This window comes from Glycomyces artemisiae (assembly GCF_003002955.1).
Lineage (GTDB): Bacteria > Actinomycetota > Actinomycetes > Mycobacteriales > Micromonosporaceae > Glycomyces > Glycomyces artemisiae.
On the sequence record NZ_PVTJ01000003.1, the window covers coordinates 93,479 to 116,858 of the forward strand.

The 23,380-nt window shown below is 70.8% G+C and carries 18 protein-coding genes; 6 read left to right on the plus strand and 12 right to left on the minus strand.

The features are described from left to right. Positions 1 to 127: 127 nt before the first annotated feature. From B0I28_RS09265 to B0I28_RS09295, 7 genes are all read right to left on the minus strand, one after another. Positions 128 to 1,387, minus strand: coding sequence for a family 1 glycosylhydrolase (locus B0I28_RS09265; RefSeq protein ID WP_106363543.1), 1,260 nt, complete (start codon positions 1,385 to 1,387; stop codon positions 128 to 130). Further along, positions 1,384 to 2,229 carry a carbohydrate ABC transporter permease gene (locus B0I28_RS09270; protein ID WP_106363544.1) on the minus strand — a complete coding sequence of 282 codons (846 nt, stop codon included), beginning with the start codon at positions 2,227 to 2,229 and terminating at the stop codon, positions 1,384 to 1,386. Before B0I28_RS09270 ends, B0I28_RS09265 begins: the two co-directional genes overlap by 4 nt. Further along, the gene (locus B0I28_RS09275) at positions 2,226 to 3,179 is read right to left on the minus strand and encodes a carbohydrate ABC transporter permease (RefSeq protein WP_106363545.1); all 954 of its coding nucleotides are present in this window, start codon (positions 3,177 to 3,179) and stop codon (positions 2,226 to 2,228) included. Before B0I28_RS09275 ends, B0I28_RS09270 begins: the two co-directional genes overlap by 4 nt. 74 nt (positions 3,180 to 3,253) lie before the next feature. Continuing rightward, positions 3,254 to 4,510, minus strand: coding sequence for an ABC transporter substrate-binding protein (locus B0I28_RS09280; protein WP_106363546.1), 1,257 nt, complete (start codon positions 4,508 to 4,510; stop codon positions 3,254 to 3,256). A 244-nt stretch (positions 4,511 to 4,754) separates the two neighbouring features. Continuing rightward, positions 4,755 to 5,759: a LacI family DNA-binding transcriptional regulator gene (locus B0I28_RS09285; protein ID WP_106363547.1), complete on the minus strand. Its 1,005-nt coding sequence runs from the start codon at positions 5,757 to 5,759 to the stop codon at positions 4,755 to 4,757. A 25-nt stretch (positions 5,760 to 5,784) separates the two neighbouring features. Then, complete coding sequence (locus tag B0I28_RS09290) at positions 5,785 to 6,570, minus strand: protein phosphatase 2C domain-containing protein (RefSeq protein ID WP_106363548.1); 786 nt, start codon at positions 6,568 to 6,570, stop codon at positions 5,785 to 5,787. 10 nt (positions 6,571 to 6,580) lie between these two features. Then, a complete protein-coding gene (locus tag B0I28_RS09295) occupies positions 6,581 to 7,033 on the minus strand; it encodes a hypothetical protein (RefSeq protein WP_106363549.1) in 453 nt (150 codons plus the stop codon). A 93-nt stretch (positions 7,034 to 7,126) separates the two neighbouring features. Between B0I28_RS09295 and B0I28_RS09300 the strand changes: the two genes are divergently transcribed. The 5 genes from B0I28_RS09300 (at position 7,127) to B0I28_RS09320 (ending at position 14,772) form a co-directional block, all read left to right on the plus strand. Continuing rightward, positions 7,127 to 7,756: a TetR/AcrR family transcriptional regulator C-terminal domain-containing protein gene (locus B0I28_RS09300; protein ID WP_106363550.1), complete on the plus strand. Its 630-nt coding sequence runs from the start codon at positions 7,127 to 7,129 to the stop codon at positions 7,754 to 7,756. A gap of 294 nt (positions 7,757 to 8,050) precedes the next feature. Beyond that, complete coding sequence (locus B0I28_RS09305; RefSeq protein WP_106363551.1) at positions 8,051 to 8,374, plus strand: hypothetical protein; 324 nt, start codon at positions 8,051 to 8,053, stop codon at positions 8,372 to 8,374. A gap of 1 nt (position 8,375) precedes the next feature. Further along, entirely contained in the window at positions 8,376 to 9,119 is a 744-nt protein-coding gene (locus B0I28_RS09310) for a hypothetical protein (RefSeq protein ID WP_146148029.1), read from the plus strand. After that, positions 9,116 to 11,161: a hypothetical protein gene (locus tag B0I28_RS27190; protein ID WP_106363553.1), complete on the plus strand. Its 2,046-nt coding sequence runs from the start codon at positions 9,116 to 9,118 to the stop codon at positions 11,159 to 11,161. The genes B0I28_RS09310 and B0I28_RS27190 overlap by 4 nt, the downstream gene beginning before the upstream one ends. Positions 11,162 to 11,457: 296 nt before the next feature. After that, on the plus strand, positions 11,458 to 14,772 hold the full coding sequence (locus B0I28_RS09320; RefSeq protein ID WP_342761203.1) for a discoidin domain-containing protein: 3,315 nt from the start codon (positions 11,458 to 11,460) through the stop codon (positions 14,770 to 14,772). 54 nt (positions 14,773 to 14,826) lie between these two features. Here B0I28_RS09320 and B0I28_RS09325 read toward each other — a convergent pair whose 3' ends face one another. The 5 genes from B0I28_RS09325 to B0I28_RS09345 all read right to left on the minus strand — a co-directional run bounded on the left by B0I28_RS09325 (position 14,827) and on the right by B0I28_RS09345 (position 22,220). Further along, positions 14,827 to 16,863 (minus strand): beta-galactosidase, encoded by a 2,037-nt coding sequence (locus B0I28_RS09325; RefSeq protein ID WP_106363555.1) that lies wholly within the window; start codon positions 16,861 to 16,863, stop codon positions 14,827 to 14,829. A 139-nt stretch (positions 16,864 to 17,002) separates the two neighbouring features. After that, the gene (locus B0I28_RS09330; RefSeq protein WP_106363556.1) at positions 17,003 to 19,084 is read right to left on the minus strand and encodes a glycoside hydrolase family 2 protein; all 2,082 of its coding nucleotides are present in this window, start codon (positions 19,082 to 19,084) and stop codon (positions 17,003 to 17,005) included. Positions 19,085 to 19,087: 3 nt separating this feature from the next. Further along, complete coding sequence (locus tag B0I28_RS09335) at positions 19,088 to 19,948, minus strand: carbohydrate ABC transporter permease (RefSeq protein ID WP_106363557.1); 861 nt, start codon at positions 19,946 to 19,948, stop codon at positions 19,088 to 19,090. Positions 19,949 to 19,950: 2 nt separating this feature from the next. Next, entirely contained in the window at positions 19,951 to 20,868 is a 918-nt protein-coding gene (locus tag B0I28_RS09340; protein WP_106363558.1) for a carbohydrate ABC transporter permease, read from the minus strand. After that, positions 20,865 to 22,220 (minus strand): extracellular solute-binding protein, encoded by a 1,356-nt coding sequence (locus B0I28_RS09345; protein WP_106363559.1) that lies wholly within the window; start codon positions 22,218 to 22,220, stop codon positions 20,865 to 20,867. Before B0I28_RS09345 ends, B0I28_RS09340 begins: the two co-directional genes overlap by 4 nt. Before the next feature lie 82 nt (positions 22,221 to 22,302). Here B0I28_RS09345 and B0I28_RS09350 point away from each other — a divergent pair, with 82 nt between their 5' ends. After that, positions 22,303 to 23,313 carry a LacI family DNA-binding transcriptional regulator gene (locus tag B0I28_RS09350; protein ID WP_106363560.1) on the plus strand — a complete coding sequence of 337 codons (1,011 nt, stop codon included), beginning with the start codon at positions 22,303 to 22,305 and terminating at the stop codon, positions 23,311 to 23,313. The last annotated feature ends 67 nt before the right edge of the window (positions 23,314 to 23,380 follow it).

A 23,380-nucleotide genomic window follows, 5' to 3' on the forward strand; every position in this document is an offset into this window, starting at 1 on the left:
GTTACATGAGGCCGCCGACCCGAATCCCCCCGGTGCCGGGTCGACGGCCTCGTCCCCTGGACGCAAGTCCTTCCGACAAGCGACTACCCGCCTCCCGCGGGACTATGCACGGGGACGCCGAATTATCTCAGTTTCTTTGCGCCGCTTGCGCATGGAACCGGAACCGGTCGGCGATGGGGGTGCGCACCCGGGCGAGACCGCCCTCGCGCTCCCGGAGCTCCCACAGGCCCATGGTGAGCCGGTGGGCCTCGCGCGGGGCCTCTGAGTGGCGGTAGGTCCACTCGTACATGTCGAACAGCGGCCACCACGTGTACCCGACGACGTCCACACCGGACGAGCGCAGGTCGTGCAGTGCCGCGACCGATTCGTCGAGCCAGGCGAGCCGGGCCTCGACGGTGCCGGTCACGCACGTCTCGGTGAGCATCACCGGGGCGCCGTACCGCTCGGCGGCGCCGCGCAGCAGCTCGGCGAGGCCCGCGGTGCCGTCGTCCTGGACCGGCCGCGGGTCGGGGAAGCCTCCGGTGTGGAAGACGCCCGCCTCGAAGACCTCCGTGGAGTGCAGCGGGTAGTAGTTGACGCCCACGACATCGGGGTGCACGGGCGCCTCGGCGAACCACGCGAAGTCGGCGTCGGTCCAGCCGTGGCCGCGCAGGAACGGCGCGAGCGGGTGCGCGTCGCCGACCCGGCCGGTCACCAGGTCCTCCACGAGGAACACCTGCTCCTTGAGGCGGGCGGCGTGCTCGCGGTGCTCGGGCGCGTCGGTGTCGCCGGTGAAGCGCATCCCCGCGTCCACGTGGACGAACACGGCGCCGTCGAGGACGTCGGCGACCGCGCGCTGGGTCTGCACGAACCCGCGCGCGAGCTGCCCGACCATGGCGCTCAGGCCCTCCGGACCCGACAGGTACGGCGGCCAGTACGCGTACTCCCCCGTGAACAGCGCGTGGATCATCGGCTCGTTCACCGGCGTGTAGTCCGTGACGCCAAGGTGCGCATAGCGTTCGGCGACCGCGGCGGCGTACTCGGCGACCCGCTTCGAGTAGTCGGGGTTCGCGAACTGCTGCTCCATCCACAGCGGCGTCCCGTAGTGCATGAGGTCCACGACGGGCCGCAGCCGCAGCTCCGCGAAGCGGTCCATCACGGCGTCGAGCCAGCCCCAGTCCCACCGGCCCTGCTCGGGCTCGATCCGGTGCCAGGGCACGCCCCAGCGCACCAGCTCGGCGCCCGCGTCGGCGGCCAGCGCGAGGTCCGAGTGCCACCGGTCGTAGTGCTCGGTGAGCGCGTACTCGTCGATCGCGCGCTCGCCGGGCCGCGACTGCGGCACGAAGGTGTCCTCGACGCCGACCGCGAAGTGGAGCCTGCCGTCGCGGTGCCATGGGTGGGAGGTCATTTGAGTCCTGTCGTTGCGATGTTCTCGATGAAGCGGCGCTGGATGAGGAGGAACGCGATGACGAGCGGCAGGATCGCGATGAGCGATCCGGCCATCATCACGCCGTGGGGGACGATGCCGCTGGGTCCGGTGAGGAGCGTCAGGCCGGAGGTGATGGTGCCCATGTCCGCGTCGGTGGTGAACACCAGCGGCCACAGCAGGTCGTTCCAGTTGTTGACGAACGTGAAGAGCCCCAGGGTGAGCAGGGCGGGGACGGCGTTGGGGAGCACGACCGAGCGGAAGACCCGGAACTCGGAGGCGCCGTCGATGCGGGCCGCGGCGTCGATGTCGCGGGGCAGGGAGAGGAAGAACTGGCGCAGGAAGAAGATCCCGAACGCGTCGGCGGCGCGGGGCGCGATGAGCCCGGCGTAGGTGTTGACCCAGCCGAAGTCGGCCACGAGCTGGTAGAGCGGGATCAGGGTGGCCTGGAACGGGATCATCAGGGTGGCGATGATCGCGACGAGGAGGACCTTGCGCCCGGCGAAGTCGATGCGGGCCAGGGCGTACGCGGCGAGCGAGTCGAAGACGAGCGCGAACGCGGTGACGCCCCCGGCGAACAGGAAGCTGTTGCCGACCAGCCGCGCGAACGGCAGCTCGGAGGTGACCTCCTTGAGGTTGTCGAGGGTCCACTGGTCGGGCAGGAGGCTCGGCGGGTAGGCGTTGACCTCGGCCGCGGGCTTGAACGCGGTGAGGACGATGATCGCGATGGGCAGCAGCACGATCGCGGAGACGACGACGAGCGCGATCACGGCGAGGACGGTGGAGGGCCTGGTCTCGCGCAGGCGCAGGCGGAGGGCGCTCATGAGGACAGGTCCTTTTCCTTGCGGCCGAAGAACAGGAATTGCACGAGGCTGAGCAGCAGGGTCGCGATGAGGAGCACGTACGACAGTGCGGACGCGAACCCGAGGTCGAGCTTGCGGAAGCCGGACTCGTAGATCTCCATGACGAGGGTCTGCGTGTGGCCGTAGGGGCCGCCGCCGGTCATGACGTAGATCTGGTCGAAGGCCTGGAGCGCGGCGATCATCGCGAAGATGAGCACGAACGCCATCGTGTTGGACAGCAAGGGGAGCGTGACGTTCCGGAAGCGGTTCCAGGGCCCGGCGCCGTCCATGCGCGCGGCCTCGTAGAGCGAGGTCGGGATGTCCTGGAGCCCGGCGAGGAAGATCACGAAGTAGAACCCGAAGAGCTTCCAGACGGCGACGAGCGCGACGGCCGGCATGGCGAGCCGGGGGTCTTCGAGGACGTTCCCGATCTGGATCCCCATGCCGCGCAGCCAGTAGTTGAGGAGCCCGACCTGCGGGTCGATGAGGTAGCTCCAGGCGAACGCCGCGACGGCGAAGGAGACCACGAACGGCACGAACAGGGCCGTGCGGAAGAACGACCGGAACGGCATGCGCGGGCTGTTGAGCAGCAGCGCCAGCGCGAGCGCGGCGATCACGGCGGTGGGCGTGAACAGGACGGTGTAGAGCAGGGTGTTGAGGACGGCGTCGCGCACGTCGGGGTCGGTGAAGACGGTGACGTAGTTCTCCAGGCCGATGAACTCCTCGCGGCCGAAGCCGCTGGCGTCCATGAAGGACAGTCGGAGGGCCGAGATCATGGGCCAGACGACGAACAGGGCCAGGATGATGAGCGCGGGCGCCAGGAACGCCCAGGCTTTCGCGTTGCGGCCCAGCGGGCTGCCGGTGGCGCGGCGGCGCCCGCCGAGCGGCGCCGGGGGCCGGTACCGGCGGGCGGTCGGGTTCTCGGTGGACATGGCTTCCTCTCCGGACGGAACGAAGGCGGGAAGGGGCGGCGGAGGCGCCAAGGGGACGCGCCTCCGCCGGACCGCTATTCGTCGAGCGCTTCCTGGACCTTCGTCTGCGCCTCGGCCAGCAGGGCGTCGATGTCGCCTCCGGCGACCGCCTGCTGGGTCAGCTCGTCGACCGCGCTGAGCACGTCGGTGGTGTTGACGACGCCCGGCAGGAGCGGCTGCCCGGTGCCCGCGATCTCGGTGAGCGAGGCGACGACCGGGTTCTCCGCGACGGCCTCGGCCGGGATGTCGGTGCGCAGCGGCGGCCAGCCGGAGCCCAGCGACCAGGCGACCGAGTTGTCGTCGTTGAGGAAGAATGAGAAGAACTCCTCGGCGGCTTCCTGCTCCGCACTGGAGGTGTCCACGGTGACGGCCATGGAGACGCCGATCGCGGAGGCGGCCTGGGCCTGCGGCCCGGCCGGGAGCGCGGCGATGCCGTAGTCGATGTTGTTCTCGGTGGCGATCGAGGCCATCCACGGGCCGCCGACGGTCATCGCCGCCTGGCTGCCGCTGAACAGCTCGTCCGCGCCGACGCCGTCGACGCCGGTGGGCGAGATCCGGTCGCCGGCGATGGCGTTGCTCCAGAACTCCAGGGTCTCGGCGTTCTCGGGCGAGTCGACCACGGCCTGGCCGTCCTCGACGATGCCGCCGCCGTTGCCGTAGAACAAGGACGGCCACAGGCCGTTCGCGACGGTCGCGTGGTCGGGGAGCACGACGCCGTACTGCTCGGGCGTGCCGTCGCCGTCCTCGTCCACGGTGAGCTGCTGCGAGGTCGCGACCCACTCGTCCCACGTCTGCGGGAACTCGGTGACGCCCGCGGCGTCGAAGAGCGCCTGGTTGTAGTAGACGGCGAGCGGCACGAAGCCCGTGGGCACGCCGTACTTGACGCCGTCGACGGTCTCCATGTCGACCGCGCCCGGGTTCAGGTTCGCGGTGTTGCTGGACTCGTCGGCGTAGAAGTCGTCGAGCTCGGCGAACGCGCCCTTGTCGGCGTAGACGGGGAGGCGCTCGGCGGGCATGGCGACGATGTCGGGGCCCTCGCCGGCCGACAGGGCCGTCAGGAGCGTGTCGTCGATGCTGGCCCAGGTCTTGAGTTCGGTCTTGATCTCGACGTCGTCGTGGGCGGCGTTGAAGTCGTCCACGATGCCCTGGAGGACGTCGCCGTCGGCCTCGGTGTACCCGTGCCAGAAGGTCAGCTCGACGGGTCCGCCGTCGTCGCCGCCGGAGCAGGCGGCCGTGCCGGTGATGGCGAGCGCCGCGCCGACGGCCCCCGCGAGGATTCGCTTGCGTGTCATTTCGGAGTTCCCTCTCAAAGCGAGACTGCGCTGTCTGCGCGTGGTCCAACGCCGGAGACCTTCGTTCTACAACGTTGTAACTTCAGGATCGTAGGAACATCCTCCTCCGGATGTCAACGCCGCGCGGGCACTCGGCGCGATTCTTTCCCGTTTCGTGATCATGGCGGCCACCTGCGGATACACCAGAACAGGCTAAACCCGGGCGGTGTTTCTACAACGTTGTAAACGGGATTCCGCGCCCGGATCAGGCCGACTCGCGCGCCACGACCGAGAAGTCCGCGGCGCGGGTCTGCGGCTCGGCGTCGGCGCCGTCGGCGCTGATGCGGGCGAGCAGGGTGGCGACCGCGGTGCGGGCGATCCACTCGCGGCCGGGGTCGACGGTGGTGAGCGAGGGGATCGCGTACGCGGCCTCGTCGAGGTCGTCGAAGCCGAGCACGGCCACGTCCTGCGGCACGCGCAGGCCCGCCTCCTGGAGGACGCGCATCGCGCCGAGGGCCAGGGTGTCGTTGAAGCCGAAGACCGCGTCGAACTCGACGCCGCGGTCGAGCAGGTCGTGCATGGCGTGCGCGCCGTCGGCCCGGTGCCACAGGGTCGCGCGGGCGACCAGGCGCTCGTCGTACTCGATGCCCTTGGCGGCCAATGCCTCCCGGTAGCCGCGCAGGCGCAGCCGGGCCGAGCCCATGACCTCGGCCTCGTTCTCGCCGATGACGGCGATGCGGCGGCGGCCGGAGTCGACGAGGTACTCGGTGGCGGCGCGCGCGGCCGCGACGTTCTGCATGGTCACGTGGTCGCAGGGCCACTCGAAGGTGCGCTCGCCGAGCATGACGACCGGGAGCGGCCCGGCCAGCGCCGCGGCGTCCTCGGCGCCGAGCCCGAGCGGGGAGAGGATGAGGCCGTCGGTGCGGTTGAGGCGGGGGCTCTGGAGGAGCGCCAGCTCGCGGTCGCGGTCGCCGCCGGTCTGCTCGACGAGGGTCACGAGCCCGGCTTCCTCGGCGGCGGCGATGACGAAGCTCGCGAGCTCGGCGAAGTAGCTCAGGTTGAGCTCGGGGACGGCCAGCGCGATCGTGTCGGTGCGGCCCGAGCGCAGGCTGCGGGCGCTGAGGTTGGGCTGGTAGCCGAGCTGGGCGATGGCGCGCTCGACCTTCTCGCGGGTCGCGGGCCGGATGTGGGGGTAGCCGTTGACGACGTTCGAGACCGTCTTGAACGACACGCCCGCGAGTTCCGCGACGTCGCGCAGGGTCACCGCCATGGCACCTCCTCAGTCGGTGGCGATTCTACAACGATGCAAAGCGGTGGTCGGCGAAGCGCAGGAGGACGGCGGTGGCGTCGTCGTGGCGCTTCGTCGGGGGGCTCGGGTCGCGGTCCTCGCAGTCGCGGACGAGATCGAGCAGGGCGCCCGCGCCGCGGTCGGCGGCGAGGGACATGAGATCGGGCCAGGTGCGGCCGTAGCGCTCGACGAGGCGGGTCAGGCCGTCGGTGCAGAGCAGAAGGTCGGCGACGTCTTCGGCGGTGCCGGTGCGGGCCATCGAGGCGACGGCGGGGTCGGCGGCGGCGACCCAGAAGCCGCCGTCACGGTTGCGGAAGCGGGCGACGTGGTCGACGGGCCAGCGCCGGACCCCGGCGAGGTCCGCGGCGGGGGCGCTGGGGACGGCCGCGAGGCGGTCGTCGGTCTCGGTGCGGCACTTGCCGTCCCGATCCCGAAAGGTGATCGCGCAGTCGCCGAGGACGAGCCAGTCGAGGGCGTCGCCGCGGGAGCGGACGAGGGCGGCGGTGGCGCCGGGGGTGACGGGGTTGGCGAGGTCGCAGGTGGGCGCGTGGCGGGCGTTCACCGCTTCGATTGCGGCCGTGAGGACCTCGGTGAGCGGGCGGGGCGGGCCCGACATGTGGACGGCGACGGCCTCGGCGAGGGCGGCGGTGTACCAGGGGACGTCGTGGACGCAGCCGTCGTCGGGGTAGCGGGTGATGCCGTCGAGGACGAGGGCCCAGGCGTCGGCGACGAGGAGCAGGTCCTCGTTCGGCGCCGCCGAGCCCGGGCGGGATTCGGCTCCGGCCACGATCATGGCCGCCAGCCTATCGGTCCTTGCGCCACACCGCGACCAGAGCCGCCAGCCCCGCGAGCACCGGCAGCAGGCCGAGGAGGCCGTAGCCGAGCGGCACGATCAGGTCGTACTGCTCGCCGCCCATGGAGAGGACGGTCAGCGAGGTGAGGAGCCCGAGTGCGAAGAGGACGGTCACGGCGATGCGCGGGGCGCCGCGGCGGGCGCGGGCGAGCGCGGTGAGCCAGCCGATCGCGCCGAGCACGCCGATGCCGGTGAGGGACCAGGTGATGGCGTCGCGGTCGAGGGCGACGTCTCCGGCGCTCCAGTCGGGGTAGGCGGCCTCGACGTGGCCGGTGATCGTGTCGAGGGTGGCGAGGTCGAGCAGCGGCAGCGCGGCGAGGGCGAGCTGGAGGGCGAGGCCGGTCCAGAGCGCCAGGCGAATTCGGCGCATGCGGGTGTCGGCGGGGGCGGTCGCGGTGGTCATGGTTCCTCCCGGAATCCGGATTCTTACAACGTAAGTTTTCTGTGGGCAATGCTAGACTTACAACGTAAGAATCGTCAACGCGACGGGAGCCACATGGGCGCGAAGCGGACCCGGGGGCAGCGCGCGGGCCTGAGCCGCGAGCGGGTGCTGGAGGCGGCGCTCGGGCTGGTCGAGCGGGACGGCCTGGGCGCCTTGACGATGCGGCGGCTCGCGGCCGAGCTGGACATCGAGGCGATGTCGCTCTACCACTACGTGCCGAACAAGGACGCCCTGCTCGACGGGCTCGTGGAGCGGGTCGTCGAGCGCGCGGTCGATGCCGGACCCGAGGGCGGCACGTGGCGGGAGGCGCTGCGCGGATACGCGCTCGCGATGCGGCGCGCCCTGCTCGCGCACCCCGAGGTCGTGCCGCTCCTGGCGGGCCGCCCGGCCCTGACGGCGCACACCATGTCCACGGTGGAGGCGGTCCTGGGCACGCTGCGGGAGGCGGGCTTCTCCCCCGCGCAGGGACTGCGGATGATCCACGCGATCACCGGCCTGGCGATCGGCGAGGCCGCCGTGCAGGCGGGCGCCGGACCGGATCCGCTGGGGCCCGACGCGGTCGATGCCGAGGCGTTCCCGCTGCTGGCCGCGGCGGTGCAGGGCGGGGCCGCGGATCTCGACGGGCGCTTCGAGTTCGCGCTCGCCGCGCTCCTCGACGGGTTCGCAGGCGCGGTGCGGGAGTGAACGGATCACGCTCTCCCGTGAAGCGGCGATGACGTTCCGGTAACCGCACCGTGAGCGAATGATCGCCCTCGTTGACTTCAGGGCCCGCCGGTCCCATACTTCCGAAAAGACTGCATAATATTGGCCTGCCAACCAATCCGGCCCCGCCCGCGCCCGGAGTAGGGCGCACCGGGGCCGAGCTGAGAGAACGCTCTCTGCCCCTGCGCGGTCGTGTGGCGGTCGATCAGTATGGTGGACAACCGTAATCAAATACCGAGTATTCATACCCTTTCGGACACACAGATCGGCGACCCCATGGCTGAGCGGACACTCGATACTGAAGCGCTCCAGGAGTACAAGACCCTGATCCAGGAGCAGCTGGACCACCTCGACGACATCATCCCGCGGCTGAAGAAGGGCCAGGTCCTCGGACGGCTCCCCGCCTTCGGCCAGCTCGACGCCTCGGCGACGGCCCGCACGAACTACGAGACCTTCCACTCGACCACTTGGGACAACCTCCAGAACCTGCGCGTCTCCCTGAGCGGCATGATGGAGACCCTCCAGTCCTCCATCGACCTCTCCGACGAGGCCGACGACGCCACCGTGAACGAGATGACCAGCTACGAGGGCGAGCTGTAGCGTGTCGCGACGCATGCGCGGCGCGGCCGCGGCCCTCGCCGCCCTCGCCCTGGCCGGATGCTCGGCCACCGGCACTGCAACCGACGAAGACGCGCCGAGCGGGTCGTACGCCGTCATGGGCGACTGGCTCGGATGCGAGGTCTTCGGGGACTTCGCCGATCTCCAAGCACAACTGGGGGTCACCGCCGTCGACGGCGAGCTCCAGAGCGACGCCGTCGGGGAAGGCGTCGACGCCGAGGCCGCCGGGTGCGCGGGGCTGTTCGACCTCGCCACGTTCGAAGACGTCCAGGGCACCTTCGAGTACTCCTCGACCGGCGACGCCGCGATCCGCGGCGGCCTCGCCCCCTGGAACGACGAGGCCGAAGCGGAGGCGAACTTCGCCGACCGCGTCGCCCAGCGCCGCGAGAACGCCGCCGGGATCGCCTACACCGGCGAGACCGAGGGCGAACTGGCGGGCGAGTGGGACGAGAGCCTCTACATCACCGCCGAGACCGAGAAGCGGACCTACCTGGACGCCTACGGACGCAAGGGCGACTGGGTCGTCTACCTGTCCGTGGACTTCCTGCACGACCCCGGCGCGAGCGCCTACGAGTCGGCGCCCGAGTTCTACCCGGACTCCAGCGCCGAGGCGATGGCCGTGTACCCCTTCACCACCGAGGATCTCGTCGCCTGGGTCACCGGCGAGCACCTCACCCAGATCCAGAGCGACATCCTCCAGCGAGCCGAGAGCGAGACGGGCGCATGACCGAAGCAGCCGAGATCGAGAAGGAAGACTACGGGGACATCGAGGAGGGCCAGTCGGGCTCGCAGTTCACCACTGCGCAGAACAGCCTGCTGGTCAAGCCCTCCTGCGAGACCGGCGACTGCACGTGCAAAGTGGAGGAGCCCGCCGAGGCGGCCTGGGTCAAGCTCATGTCGGCCGTGCCGCAGGCCTCCCAGATCAACAACCTCCGCGCGGCCCGCGAGGGGACCATGATGCTCCCCGAGGGCCAGACGATCCAGAGCATGGTCAAGTCCATCCGGCCCCAGCCGGAGGCGGACTACGCGCTCGACACCATCCGCGACGCCTGGACCGACTTCTACGAGGACTTCCGGACCGTCGGCCCCAAGCTGGAGCAGGGCCTCGCCACCCTCGCCTCGGGTTGGAAGGGCGACGACTTCGACGCGTTCGAGGAGCAGGTCGAGACCGTCCTCAAGAACTGCAAGACCATCGGGAACGACATCGGCGGCGAGGACGGCGCCGACGGCGTCATCAAGGTCCTCGACACCAAGCAGTCGGAGATCTTCGAGCAGCAGGGCGGCACCGCGTGCGTGTACCCCGCGCCGAAGTTCTACATGGAGGGCACCAGCTGCGGCTCCCACCGCATCCACATCCGCCCCCCGTTCTTCCGCAACTGCGAGATCCGCGAGAACGACGAGACCAAGGCGGCCCTGGAGCTGGCCGGGTTCGACCCGCAGATCGTGGACGAGGTCAGCGAGGGCCGCCAGCAGACGTACGACATGTGGAACGAGTACGTCACCGCCAACCCCGACTACGAGGAGAACGGCCTCAAGGGCCAGGCGCTGGCCGAGTCCAAAGCGGACGAGTACTCCACGCAGCGGCTCGACACGCTCGGCACCCAGGGCTCCAGCCAGCTCGAAGAGGAGGCCGCGCGCGTCAACGAGGAGGTGACCGAGCGGCACAGCAACGTCGAGGCCCAGGTCACCGAGATCGCGCCCGACTCGAAGCCCGGTGAGCAGACCACCTTCAACGAGGGTCCGGACACCGACTTCCCCGGCTCCGACGGGCTCGACGACGGCGGCGGCCCGGGCGGGATGCCCGACGTCGACACCTCCGGCCTGGGCAGCCAGACCGGCCCGACCGACCTCACCAAGCTCAGCGACACCCCCGGCGGCAGCGGCCTCAACGGGAGCGGCCTGGACGCGAACGGCAACCCCATCAACGGGTCCGGGAACCCGCCCGGCGGCTACGGCGGCGGCAGCGACCTCCAGGGCCTGAACGACGAGAACCCGTTCGACTCCGGCCAGGACCCCGACGACCTCGGCAGCTACGGCAGCACCGGGACGCCTCCCGGCGGCATCAGCGGCGGCAGCGGCCTCGACGGCCTCGGAGGCAACGGGTCCTACTCCTCCCCCACGCCTCCGGACCTCGACGACGTCTCCGGCGGCCTCGCCGGGGGCGGCGGCGGCCTCGGCTCCACTCCGGGGAGCATCGGCGGCAGCGGCGGCCTCACCGGCAGCGGTGGGGGCGGCGGCATCCCGGGCGGCTACGGCGGCGGGACCAGCCTGGTGCCCAGCAGCCTGCGCCCGCCCACGGGCGGCACCGGCCTGAAGCCCGGCTCGACCACCGGCACCACCAAACCGGGCAAGATCCCCGGCTACACCTCGATCCGCAACGCGGGCCCCGGCGGCTCCAAGCCCGGCGGCACCGGTGGGCTCGGCGGGAACAAGCCCGGCAGCCTCGGCGGCGGCTCGGGCCTCAAGGGCGGCGGCGGCCTCGGCGGCTCCTCCGGCGGCTCGGGCCTGCGCGGTGGCGGCGTCGGCGGCACCGGTGCGGGCTCCGGCCTGCGCGGCGGCATGGGCGCCGGCGCCGCGGGCGCGGCCGGTGCGGCCGGCGGCAAGGGCATGGGAGCTTCGGGCGCGCACGGCGGCGGCATGGTCGGCGGCGGCGCCCCCGGCGGCCGTCCCGGCGACGACCAGGACCACGAGATGAAGTACTGGCTCGCCGAGGAAGAGGACACCTGGGGCGGCGGACCGGAGGACGAGGACGACGACCCCTTCGCGTAGCGCCGCTTGATAAAGCAGACCGGGCCCCGGAACCGCCACCGTGCAGGCGGCGCCGGGGCCCGGTCATTTCTGCCCATCGCTCCCATGGGGACGACGAGAGCGACGTATTGACAAGCGTAATTTCTCCGGATTAGAATCACGAAATAGGTATAGCGCTAAACCTATCTCACCCAGCCGATTCATACCTCCAAACTCCCGAAGAGATCGACGCTTGTCGATCCATTGCGTGCTGCGCGGAATGCGCCCGCAGTGGACCGGGAGGCGCCTCCCCCGAACAAGGAGTCATCATGAAACTCATGCGCCTCGCCATCGCGGCGGCGACTGCGGTCGTCGCCGCGGCGGCAGCGCTCGTCCCCGCCGCGGCCGTCCAGGCCGCAGGCGGCGACAACCTGGCGGCGGGAAGGACGATGACCGCCAGCAGCCAGACGCAGGGCTATGCGGCCGCCAACGCCGCCGACGGCAACCAGGGCACCTACTGGGAGAGCGCGAACGGCGCCTTCCCGCAGTGGATCCAGGTGGACCTCGGGTCGGCCGCCGACGTGAGCGAGGTGGTCCTCGAACTGCCCGCGCTCCCGGCCTGGCAGACCCGGACCCAGACCATCGAGGTGCGCGGCAGCGCCGACGGGTCGAGCTTCACCACCCTGGCCGCGGCGCAGGGCTACACGTTCAACCCGAACAGCGGCAACTCCGTCAGTATCGACCTCGACGCCGCCGACGTGCGCTACGTGCGGCTCGTGGTCACCGCCAACACCGGCTGGCCCGCCGCGCAGATCAGCGAGTTCGAGGTCTACGGCGAGTCCGGCGCGCCCTCGCAGACCGGCGAGCTGGCCGTGCACAAGCCGATCACCGCGTCCTCCACAGTGCACACGTTCGCGGCGGCGAACGCCAACGACGGCGACGTGACCACGTACTGGGAGGGCGCGAACGGGGCCTACCCGAGCACCCTCACGGTTTCGTTGGGGCTCAACGCCGAGCTCGACCGGATCGTGGTGAAGCTCAACCCCGATCCGGTCTGGGGCGCGCGGACGCAGACGTTCTCGGTGCTCGCACGCGACGCCGCGGGCGGGGACTTCGCGCAGATCAAGGCGTCGGCGCAGTACGCGTTCGACCCGGCCTCGGGCAACACCGTCTCCATCCCCGTCTCGGGCACGTACGGCGAGATCCGGTTGCAGTTCACCGGGAACACGGGCGCCCCGAACGGGCAGGTCGCCGAGTTCCAGGTGTTCGGCGAGGCCGCGCCCGCCGCGGACCTGGCCGTCACCGGCATGTCGTGGAGCCCGGCCGCGCCGAGCGAGACCGACGCGGTGACCCTCTCGGCCCGCGTGGAGAACACCGGCGAGGTGTCCTCCCCCGCGACCGCCGTGGACCTCACGGTGGACGGCGAGATCATCGGCAGCGCAGCGGTACCGGGACTCGCGGCCGGCGCGGCGGCGACGGTGAGCGTGCCGATCGGCTCGCTGACGGCGGGCGACCACGAGGTGGGCGCCGCCGTGGACCCGAACGGAACCGTGGTCGAGAGCGACGAAGAGGACAACGAGTACACGCACCCGGACCCGCTGGCGGTCAGCGCCATCGCCACCTCGGACCTCGTGCCCTCGGCGGTCACGTGGTCGCCGAGCAGCCCGTCCGCGGGCGACACCGTCGACTTCTCGGTGACGATCGGCAACCAGGGCAGCCTGGCGTCGGCGAGCGGCGCGCACGGCGTCACGCTCAAGCTCGTCAACAGCGACACCGGCGCGGTCGTGCGGACCTTCACCGGCTCGTACAGCGGCGTCATCGCGGCAGGCGGCGACTCCGGGGCGATCGACCTGGGCTCGTGGACCGCGGCCGACGGCCAGTACGCCGTGGAGGTCGCGGTGGCCGTCGACGGCAACGAGCATGAAGTGAAGCAGGGCAACAACACCGCGAGCCGGACCCTGTCGGTCGGGCGCGGCGCCGACATGCCGTACACGCTGGACGAAGCGGAGCACGCGACGCCCGGCGGCGGCGCGCAGATCCTCGCCCCCAACCGGAAGATCGGCGACCTCGCGGGCGAGGCCAGCGGGCGCCAGGCCGTGGTCCTCGACGGGACCGGGGAGTACGTCCAGTTCACGACCACCGCGGACACGAACACGCTGGTGACCCGCTTCGCGATCCCCGACGCCGCGGGCGGCGGGGGCATCACCGCGACGCTGAGCCTGTACGTCAACGGCCAGTACCTGCAACCGGTCACGCTCACCTCGAAGTACGCGTGGCTGTACGGGGCCGAGGCGAGCCCGAACAACTCGCCGAGCTCCGGTCCGGCCAGGCACATCTACGACGAGGCGAACGTGCTGCTCGACGACGTGATCCCCGCGGGGAGCACGATCCGGCTCCAGAAGGACGCGGCGAACACCGCGGCCTACTACGCGATCGACTTCATCAGCCTCGAAGAGGTCGCGCCGATCGCGAACCCGGACCCGGCGCGGTACGTCGAGCCCAGCGGGTTCACGCACCAGGCCGTGCAGAACGCGCTCGACCAGGTCCGCATGGACACCACCGGGAACCTCGACGGCGTGTACCTGCCCGCGGGCGACTACTCGACGGCGCAGAAGTTCCAGGTGTACGGCAAGGCGGTCGAGGTCATCGGCGCCGGGCCCTGGTACACCAGGTTCTACGCGCCGACGAATCAGGAGAACACCGACGTGGGCTTCCGCGCCGAGGCCACCGCGAACGGCTCGACGTTCTCCGGGTTCGCCTACTTCGGGAACTACACCAGCCGCATCGACGGGCCCGGGAAGGTCTTCGACTGGCAGAACGTGTCGGACATGACGATCGACAACACGTGGACCGAGCACCAGGTGTGCATGTTCTGGGGCTCCAACATGGACGGTATTCGGATCACGGATTCGAGGACGCGCAACCTGTTCGCCGACGCGATCAACATGACGAACGGGAGCACCGACAACCTGGTGCAGAACGTCGAGTCGCGGGCCTCGGGCGACGACAGCTTCGCGCTGTTCGCCGCCACCGACTCCGGCGGCGGGCTCCAGAGCGGGAACGTCTACGAGAACCTGACCTCGATCCTGACGTGGCGGGCCGCGGGCCTGGCGGTCTACGGCGGGACCGGGAACACGTTCCGCGACATCCACATCGCCGACACGCTCGTGTACTCGGGGATCACGATCAGCTCGCTGGACTTCGGGTACCCGATGGACGGCTTCGGGTCGAGCCCGACCACGGACTTCGACAACATCTCGGTCGTCCGCGCGGGCGGGCACTTCTGGGGGCAGCAGACGTTCCCGGGGATCTGGCTGTTCTCGGCGTCCAAGGTGTTCCAGGGGATCAGGGTGAGCGATGTGGACATCGTGGACCCGACGTACGCGGGGATCATGTTCCAGACCAAGTACACCGGCAGCCAGCCTGAGTTCCCGGTCGCGGACACGGTCTTCACCGACATCACGATCACCGGGGCGCAGCTCAGCGGCGACGAGTTCCAGTCCAAGTCCGGCATCGGCATCTGGGTCAACGAGATGCCCGAGGCGGGTCAGGGCCCGGCGGTCGGCGAGGCGGTCTTCAACGGCCTCGAACTGAGCGGGAACCACGAGGACATCAGGAACAACACGACGACGTTCGAGCTGATCATCAACTAGCGGAAGGGAGAAGGGCCCCGCCGAGTCGCCTCGGCGGGGCCCTTCGCGCGGTGCTTACGCGCGCGGGCGCTCGATCACCTCGGTGCCGAACGCGGCGAGTTCGACGGTCTCGCCGCCGGCCTCGAATGCGACGGCCTCCGGGGTGAAGTTGAGGACGAACACGTAATCGGTGGTCCCGTCGGTGCGGACCTGGGCGGTGACGCCCGCCGGGAGGTCCGCGTCGAGGGCGCGCTCCACACCGGACTCGGCCACGATGTGCGCGTAGAAGTCCGCGAGGAAGTCGTCCCCGGTGCGGGCGGCGATGAAGTACGCCTTGCCCTCGCCGCGGCGGTTCACCGTCAGGGCCGGGCGGCCCGCGTAGAAGTCGGCGCCGTACGCGCCCAAGGGCTCGGCGGTCTCGGCGTGGATCAGCTCGCAGAGCTCGACGGCCTCATAGGACCGGCCGTCCCACTCGATCGCGTTGCGGTCCTCGGGGTAGAGGGCGTCGATCTCCTCGGCCCAGATCCCGAGGGTCTCGCGGAGCGGGCCGGGGAAGCCGCCGAGGAAGGTGCGGTCGTGCTCGTCCACGTAGCCGGTCGCATACGTGGCGACGAAGGTGCCCCCGCGCTGCACGAACGCCTCGATCGCCTCGGGCACCCCGGGACGCAGCATGTACAGCATCGGCGCCACGAGGACCTTGTAGCGGTCCAGGTAGCCCGGGGCGGCGATGAGCGAGGAGTCGATGACGTCGGTGGGGACGCCCTGCTGCCAGAACGCGCGGTAGTGGTCGATCACGGTGCGCTCGTAGGCGGTCCGCTGCTGGAGCATGCCCTTCTGGTCGTCCAGGGCCCAGCGCAGGTGCCAGTCGTAGACCACCGCGACGTCGGCGGGCGTGTCGGTGCCGACGACGCCGTCGAGCTCCGCGAGGCGGGCGCCGACCTCGGCCACGTCCTTGAAGACGCGGGTCTTCTCGGTGCCCTCGTGGTCGACGACGGCGCCGTGGAACTTCTCGGAGCCGCCGCGGCCCTTGCGGAACTGGAAGTACTGCACGGTGTCCGAGCCGTGCGCGACGGCCTGGAGCGACTGGAGCAGGTGCACGCCGGGGCGGTGGAGCTTGGCGACGGGCCGCCAGTTCGTGGCCGACGGCGAGGACTCCATGAGCATGAACGGTTTGCCCTTGAGGCCGCGCGTCAGGTCGTGGAGGAAGGAGGCGCGGGCGCCCTTGGCGGCGTCCTTGTCCGTGCCGGTCCACTCGGGGTAGGAGTCCCAGGAGACGACGTCGAGGACCTGCGCGAGGCGGTAGTAGTCGATGCCCGGGTAGGTGCCCATGAGGTTCGTCGTGCGCGGCACGTCGGGGGTGATCGCCTTGAGCGGGGCGGTCTCGTGGAGGTAGAAGTCCACGTACTGCTCGGTGGTGAACCGCATCCACTCCAGGTTGAGGCCGTGGATGTCCTGCTCGCCGCGCCCGTGCTCGGAGGGCGACTCGATGAGCGACCAGTCGGTGTAGGTCTTGGCCCAGAAGCCGGTCCACCACGCCTCGTTCAGCTCGTCGAGCGAGCCGAAGCGGCCCTGGAGGTAGGTGCGGAAGCGCTCTTGGCACAGGTCGCAGTGGCATTCGCCGCCGTACTCGTTGGAGAGGTGCCACACGCCGAGGGCCGGGTGGTCCTTGTAGCGCTCCGCGAGCGCGGTGTTGATCGCGGTGGTCTTCTCGCGGTAGACCGGCGAGGTGAGGCAGTGGTTGTGGCGGCCGCCGTGAAGGTTCTTGGTGCGGTCCCTGTTGACGCGCAGGACCTCGGGGTACTTGCGGCTCATCCACCCGGGGCGGGCGCCGGTGGGGGTGGCGAGGACGGCGGTGATCTCGTTCTCGGCCATGAGGTCGAGGATCTCGTCGAGCCAGCCGAACTCGTAGCGGCCCTCTTCGGGTTCGAGCGCGGCCCAGGAGAAGATGCCGACGGAGAGGGTGTTGATCCCGGCGAGGCGGGCCAGCCGCATGTCCTCCTTCCAGGTGGTTTCCTTGGTGGGGAGCCACTGGTCGGGGTTGTAGTCGCCGCCGTGCAGGAGGTGGGGGACGCGTCCGACGATTGGCGCGTGGCGAACGATCGGTCGATTCACGGGTGGGTGCTCCTTGAGCCTGGTCTGCTTTACCGGTACAACCTTGCCTGTACAAGCTAGGTCGCCCGGGGCCGGGTGTCAACGCAATCCCAGGGTCCGGACCGGGCCGACGCCTGCCGCGGCGTCGGCCCGGTCGGGGTCAGGCGAGGCCGGGGACGGGGGCGTCCTGGAATTCGCCGGGGCGGGCGCCGCGGCGGTTCGGGGGCTCGGTCTCGGCGGCGTCGAGGTACGCGCGGGCGAGGGTGCGGCCCTCGTCGTCGGCGAGCCAGACGAGGAGGCGCCCGGGGCCGGGGCGGGCCGGGACGGTGAGGGTCACGGCCGGTGAGAGCCGGAACGGCTCGGCCTTGACCGGGTCGGTGGCCGTCTGCGGCTGCGGGACGGCGGTGCCGACGGGGGTCCCGGCGGGGACCCACGCGGCCTGGACGGTGCCGGAGGCGGCGCCGGGGCCGTGGTGCGAGACGTGCACGTCGAGCGCGAAGGGCGCGGCGGGCGGCTCGATGTCCGCGCCCGCGGCGAGGGGCACGAGGTCGAGCACGAGCACGGTGTCGGCGTTGACGTCGGCGGGGACGGCCCCGCCCCAGTCCTTGGGCCGCCGGTCGGCGTCGAGGAGGCCCGCGGCCTCGTGCTCGACGTCGGCGAACTCGGTGTACACGTACCCGGCGAAGCGGTCGTGGCGGCGCAGCTCCTGGGTCTCCCAGCGCAGGTGCCAGGCCCGTTCGAGGCTGGTGAAGCCCTCGCCGTACTCGCTGTTGACGATCGGGACGCCCGCGCGCGGGAAGTCCTCGTGGCCGTAGAGGGACTTGTCGACGATGAAGTCGGGGCCGAGGCGGACCGGGAAGTCCTCCTGCTCGCCGGAGGCGAGCCGCGCGACGGCGTCCTTCCATCCGGCGATGCTCGGCTCGTAGTAGTGCCAGTCGAGGAGGTCGGTGCGCACGTGGGACCAGCCGGAGTTCTCGACGATGGGGCGGGTCGCGTCGAGGGCGCGCAGGGCCTCGTAGGCGTGGACGGCGGCCTCGGCGCGGGCCGGGCTGCCGGGGATGTCCCAGTCGAGGCCCCACTCCTCGTTGTACAGGCCCCAGATGACGATCGAGGGGTGGTTGCCGTCGCGTTCGACCATGGCGGGGAGCTGGGCCTCGAACGCGGCGGCGGCCTCGGGCGAGAAGCGGCTGGGGCAGGCGGGCTCGGCCCACACGAGCATGCCGGAGCGGTCGGCCTCGTGGAGCCACAGGGGCTCTTCGAACTTGAGGTGCTTGCGCACGAGGTTGTAGCCGAGGCCGCGGGCGAGTTCGAGGTCGCGCAGGAGCGCGGCGGCGTCGGGGGCGGTGAGGCCGGTGTCGGGCCAGTAGCCCTGGTCGAGGACGCCGCGCAGGTAGATCCGCTCGCCGTTGAGGTGGAGCTCCTCGCCGCGGGTCTCGAAGTGGCGCAGGCCGGTGGTGGCGGCGACGAGGTCGGCGGTGTCCCCCTCACCGGTGCGGACCTCGACGCGGTAGAGATGCGGGTGCGCGGGGCTCCACAGGCGCGGGTCGCGGATCTCGATGCGGCCCTTGGCGATCCCGTCGGCGTCGGCGGTCAGTGAGACGGTCTCGCCGGTGTCGGCGGTCGCGGTGACAGCGGCCCCGGCGGGGACGTCGCCCGCGAGGCGCACGGTGACGTCGATGCCGGTGAGGCTGTCGCCGCGCAGGACCACGGACTCGGCGTAGGTGCGGCCGCGGGCTTCGAGCCACACGGTCTGCCAGATCCCGGAGGTGGGCGTGAAGGAGACGCCGTCGTAGTCGTCGCGCGGGATCGAGCGCTGCTTGCCGTGGGCGATGGCGCGCTTGTCTGCGGGTGCGTGGACCTCGACTTCGAGGACGGCCGGGACGCCGGGGGCGAGGGCGTCGGTGACGTCGAACTCGAAGGACTCGTAGCCGCCGGTGTGCTCGCCGACCGCGGTGCCGTCGATGCGCACGACGGCGTGGTGGTGGACGGCCCCGAACGAGAGGACGACGCGGGACCCGGCCCACTCGGCGGGGGCGGTGACGGTGCGGCGGTACGCGCCGTGTTCGAGCCAGGGCCGCCGCACCCCCGAGGCACGGCTCTCCCACGCGAACGGGACCGTGATCGGGCCTGCGAAGCCGTCGGCGGCGAAGTCCCAGGCGCCGTTGAGGTTCAGCCAGCGCGCGGAGCGGTCGCGGTCGGGCCTCGGGTACTCCGGCCGGGGCGTCTCGGGTGGGAGGGTCATGCGTCAGCCTTTCACGCTGCCGGCGAGGATGCCGTTGATGAAGTGCCGCTGGAGCAGGATGAACAGCACCAGCAGCGGGACGAGTGCGACGGAGCTCGCCGCGAGCAGTTCGCCTGTGACCGTGGCGTAGTCGGCGCCGATGCGGTTGCCGGTGATGTTCTGCGCGAGGGTGGAGAGCACGACCTGGAGGGTCGCCATGCGCTCAGAGCTCGCGGCCACCACGGGCCAGACGAAGTCGTTGTAGATGTTCATGACGGTGAGGACGCCGAGGCCGGCGAGGCCGGGGCGGATGACGGGGACGACGACGCGCCAGAAGATGGCGAACTCGCCGCAGCCGTCGACGCGGGCGGCGTCGAGGAGTTCGTCGGGGACGGCGCTGATCACCTGGCGCATCCAGAAGATCGCGAACGCGTCGACCGCGCCGGGGAGGATGAGCGCCTGGTAGGTGTTCACCCAGCCGAGCTCCTTCATCTCCAGCAGCAGCGGGATGATGAGCACGATCGTGGGGAGCATGAGGGTGATGAGGACGGCGCCGAAGACGAGGTTCTTGCCGATCCACTGGTACTTCGCGAAGGCGAAGGCCGCGAGCGGGGCGAGGAACATGGTGGCGGCGCCCTTGAACAGCAGCACCACGGCCGTGTTGAGGAAGCCCTGTCCGATGGGGACGTCCTGGAACATCGCGGTGTAGTTGTCGAAGGTGAACGTCCCGAAGTCGAACGTCAGCGGGGACCTGATGATGTCGTCGGCGGGCTTGAACGCGGACAGGAGCGCCCAGCCGACGGGGAACAGGAACGCGACGAGCAGGATCATCAGGAGCACGTGCGAGCCGACGTGCGGGCGGGTGCGTTCCGGGTTGGCGGCCATCGTCAGTCCTTCGCTCGCAGCAGGCGGACGAACAGGAGCGACAGCGCCATGACGAGGACGACCAGGAGGAACGAGTTCGCCGCGCCGGTGCCGAGGTCCGCCCGGGTGATGTGGTTGTAGAGGTAGTAGCCCGCGGTGGTGGTGGAGTTGTACGGCCCGCCCTGGGTGACCACGAACGGCTCGGCGAACATCTGGAACACCGCGAGGGTCTGGAGGACCACGGCGAAGCCGATGGTGCGCCGCAGGAGCGGGACGGTGATGCTCCACAGCTGGCGGGTCTTGGAGGCGCCGTCGAGGTCGGCGGCCTCGTAGATCGAGGCGTTGATCGACTGGAGGCCCGAGAGCAGGATGATGACGATGAAGCCGGTGGTCTTCCACAGGAACAGGAGCGCGAGGGTCGGCTTGGCCCAGGCGCTGGTGGTGAGCCAGCCGGTGTCGGGGAGCCCGAAGAGGCCGAGGAAGGCGTTCACGGCGCCGTAGCGCTGGTCGAACAGGACGACCCAGATCTGGGCGACGGCGACGAGCGGCGTCACGAACGGGACGATGAAGGCGACGCGGTAGAGGCCGCGGAGCTTCAGTTTCGCGTTGTTGAGCAGGACGGCGACGAGGATGCCGAGGACCATCTGGACGGGCACGATGAGCAGCCACAGGACCGCGGAGTTGCCGAGCGAGGCCCAGAACGCGGGGTTGGTGAGCAGGTACGTGTAGTTGTCCCAGCCGACCCAGGTGGCGGCGCCGGTGCCGCGCCAGTCGGTGAAGGACAGGCGGGCGGTGAAGAACAGCGGGTAGACGCTGAAGGCGGCGAAGACCGCGACGAACGGCAGGACGAAGACGTACGGCGCGAGGCGGCGCCGCAGGCGCGGGCCGCGCCCGGCGCGAGGGGCGCGCCGGGTCGCGGGTGCAGCAGACAGCGCCGTCACTGGCGGTCGACCAGGTTCGTCTGGATGTCCTCGCTGGCTTGGGCGAGGACTTCTTGCGGCGTGAGGTCGCCGTCGAGCATCCGCTGGAGGTCGTTGCCGAGGTAGTCGACGGCGCCGGTCCACCAGGCGGGCGTGGGCGTGCCGCCGGGGATCTGGGCCCCGGCCTCGGTGGCGACGGTCCACAGGTCCTGGCCGCCGAGCGCGGTGATCCCGCTGTAGAGGGGCTTGGCGGGGTCGGCGGCGGGCGTGTAGCTGGGGATGGAGGTGGCGAGCCCTTCGGGGTAGACGTCGCCGGGGCCCCACACGGCGGTGTACCCGGCCTCGTCGAACATGAGGAACTCGTAGAACAGCCACGCGAGGTCGGCGTTCTTCCCGTCCTTGGGGAGCACGAACGAGGAGCCGCCCATGGCGCCGGAGCGGGCGCCGCCGGCGTCCCAGGCGGGGAGCTGGACGGCGCGCCAGTCGCCGGTGGTCTCGGTGAGGACCTGCTGCGGCGCGAAGGAGAACCAGATGGCCCACGGGTAGAACACCTGGTTGCCGTTGTCGAGTTCGGCGATGTCGGTGGGGGTCAGGTACTCGGCGCGGGTGCCGAGGCCCTCCTGCCGCACGGTGTCGAGGAACGTGAGGATGCGCTCGAACTCGGGGGTGTCGAGGCGGAGGTTCCCGTCGGCGTCGGCGATGGAGGTGCCGAGCTGGCTCGCGTACATCTCCAGCTGGAGCTGGCCGAGGAACGCGGACTGCTCCAGGTGGATCGGGGCCGAGCCGGGGACGGCGGCCTGGTAGTCGCGGGCGGCCTGGAGCAGGTCGTCGTAGGTCGCGATGGCGTTGATGTCGATCCCGGCGGCTTCGAGCGCGGTCGCGTTGTAGAACAGCAGGCCCGGGTCGAGGTCGAAGGGCACGCCGTAGACGCCGCCCGCGACGGTGTTGACGTCGAGCTTCTGCGGGGCGATGTCGGCGGCGTAAGGGGCGAGCACGTCGCTGAGGTCCCACAGGTAGTCGGTGAAGCCGCCGACCTTGGCGTCGTCGAGGAACACGCCGTCGGGCACGTCGGCGCCGGTGATGAGCGTGTTCTGGAGCTTCGCGTCGATGTCGATCGCCACGTGGTTGACGGTGATGTCGGGGTACTTGGCGTTGAAGGCGGCGATGGCGCCCTCGAAGACCTCGAACAGGTCGCCGGAGCGGTCCCAGACGGTGATCTCGCCTTCGGTGCGGTCCGGGGCCTTGAGGAGGCTGGACGCGTCCGACTCCTCGTCGGAGGCGATGTCGGGTCCGCACGCGGCCAGGGCGGGGGCCGCGGCGGCGAGCCCGGCGGACGCGAGCAGGGCGCGTCGCCGGAGGAGATGGCGTTGCATGGAACACTCCCTTGTGTGATTTTCCAACGTGTGCAAAACCTAGCACCCCTTTGCCGACGTTGCAAACGGTAGGATGGGCCGTATGCCGGCAACACTTCGCGACGTCGCCGAACTGGCGCAGGTCTCCGTCCGCACCGTGTCCAATGTCGTGAGCGGATACGCCCACGTCAGCGAGCGCATGCGCCAGCGCGTGCTCGCCGCGATAGAGGAGCTCGACTACCGCGCGAACCCCGTCGCGCGCACCCTCCGCACCGGCCGCACGGGGATGCTCGCGCTCGTGGTGCCCGAGATCGACGTACCGTACTTCAGCGAGCTCGCCCGGGACGTGATCGACGCGGCCGCGGAGTTCGGCTACCGCGTCATGATCGACCAGACCGGGCACGACCACGAGCGCGAGCGGCGCCTCCTCATGGGCGACGACCGGACGATGCTGTTCGACGGCATCCTCTTCAGCCCGCTCGTCACGAAGTCGGAGCTGCTCGACATGCACCGCTCCGAGCACATGCCGCTCGTGCTGCTCGGCGAGCACGAGTTCGACGGGCGCTTCGACCACGTGGCGATCGACAACGTGCAGGCTGCCCGGGACGCCGTGGCGCACCTGGTCGCGGCCGGGCGGACCCGCATCGCCGCGATCGGGGCGCAGCCGCTGGAGGAGTACTCGACGCCGCTGCTGCGCACCGCCGGATACGAAGCGGCCCTTGAGGAAGCGGGCCTGGAGGTCCCGGCGGCGTACGCGACCCCGGCGCCGCACTACAGCCGCACCGACGGGTACGAGGCGGCGACGGCGCTCATGGCGCTCGACCCGCGGCCCGACGCGATCTTCTGCTTCTCGGATCTGCTCGCGGTCGGCGCGATGCGCGCGGTCTTCGACGCCGGGCTGAGCGTCCCCGAGGACGTGGCGGTCATCGGGATCGACGACATCGAGGAGGGCCGGTTCGCGCGGCCCTCGCTGAGCACGGTCTCGCTCGACACGCCGTTCATCGCGCGGGAGGCGGTGCGCCGCATCGTCGCCCGGATCGACGACCCGTCGGTCCCGGCCGAGGAGGTCGTGGCCCCGCATCGGCTCGTGGTCCGGGAGTCCACCGGGGCCTGAGCGCGACTTAGGCGCCCGATTTGCCCTCTTGCAACGTAGGCAAATTGCTGGCATGGTGTTTGCAACG

Bases quoted from the DNA above. Each gene is read 5' to 3' on its own strand.
- B0I28_RS09265 (WP_106363543.1), bottom strand. From the start codon at position 1,387: ATGACCTCCCACCCATGGCACCGCGACGGCAGGCTCCACTTCGCGGTC.
- B0I28_RS09305 (WP_106363551.1), top strand. From the start codon at position 8,051: ATGGCTGAGCGGACACTCGATACTGAAGCGCTCCAGGAGTACAAGACC.
- B0I28_RS09300 (WP_106363550.1), top strand. From the start codon at position 7,127: ATGGGCGCGAAGCGGACCCGGGGGCAGCGCGCGGGCCTGAGCCGCGAG.
- B0I28_RS09345 (WP_106363559.1), bottom strand. From the start codon at position 22,220: ATGCAACGCCATCTCCTCCGGCGACGCGCCCTGCTCGCGTCCGCCGGG.
- B0I28_RS09295 (WP_106363549.1), bottom strand. From the start codon at position 7,033: ATGACCACCGCGACCGCCCCCGCCGACACCCGCATGCGCCGAATTCGC.
- B0I28_RS09335 (WP_106363557.1), bottom strand. From the start codon at position 19,948: ATGGCCGCCAACCCGGAACGCACCCGCCCGCACGTCGGCTCGCACGTG.
- B0I28_RS09350 (WP_106363560.1), top strand. From the start codon at position 22,303: ATGCCGGCAACACTTCGCGACGTCGCCGAACTGGCGCAGGTCTCCGTC.
- B0I28_RS09320 (WP_342761203.1), top strand. From the start codon at position 11,458: ATGCGCCTCGCCATCGCGGCGGCGACTGCGGTCGTCGCCGCGGCGGCA.
- B0I28_RS27190 (WP_106363553.1), top strand. From the start codon at position 9,116: ATGACCGAAGCAGCCGAGATCGAGAAGGAAGACTACGGGGACATCGAG.
- B0I28_RS09270 (WP_106363544.1), bottom strand. From the start codon at position 2,229: ATGAGCGCCCTCCGCCTGCGCCTGCGCGAGACCAGGCCCTCCACCGTC.
- B0I28_RS09330 (WP_106363556.1), bottom strand. From the start codon at position 19,084: ATGACCCTCCCACCCGAGACGCCCCGGCCGGAGTACCCGAGGCCCGAC.
- B0I28_RS09280 (WP_106363546.1), bottom strand. From the start codon at position 4,510: ATGACACGCAAGCGAATCCTCGCGGGGGCCGTCGGCGCGGCGCTCGCC.
- B0I28_RS09275 (WP_106363545.1), bottom strand. From the start codon at position 3,179: ATGTCCACCGAGAACCCGACCGCCCGCCGGTACCGGCCCCCGGCGCCG.
- B0I28_RS09285 (WP_106363547.1), bottom strand. From the start codon at position 5,759: ATGGCGGTGACCCTGCGCGACGTCGCGGAACTCGCGGGCGTGTCGTTC.
- B0I28_RS09290 (WP_106363548.1), bottom strand. From the start codon at position 6,570: ATGATCGTGGCCGGAGCCGAATCCCGCCCGGGCTCGGCGGCGCCGAAC.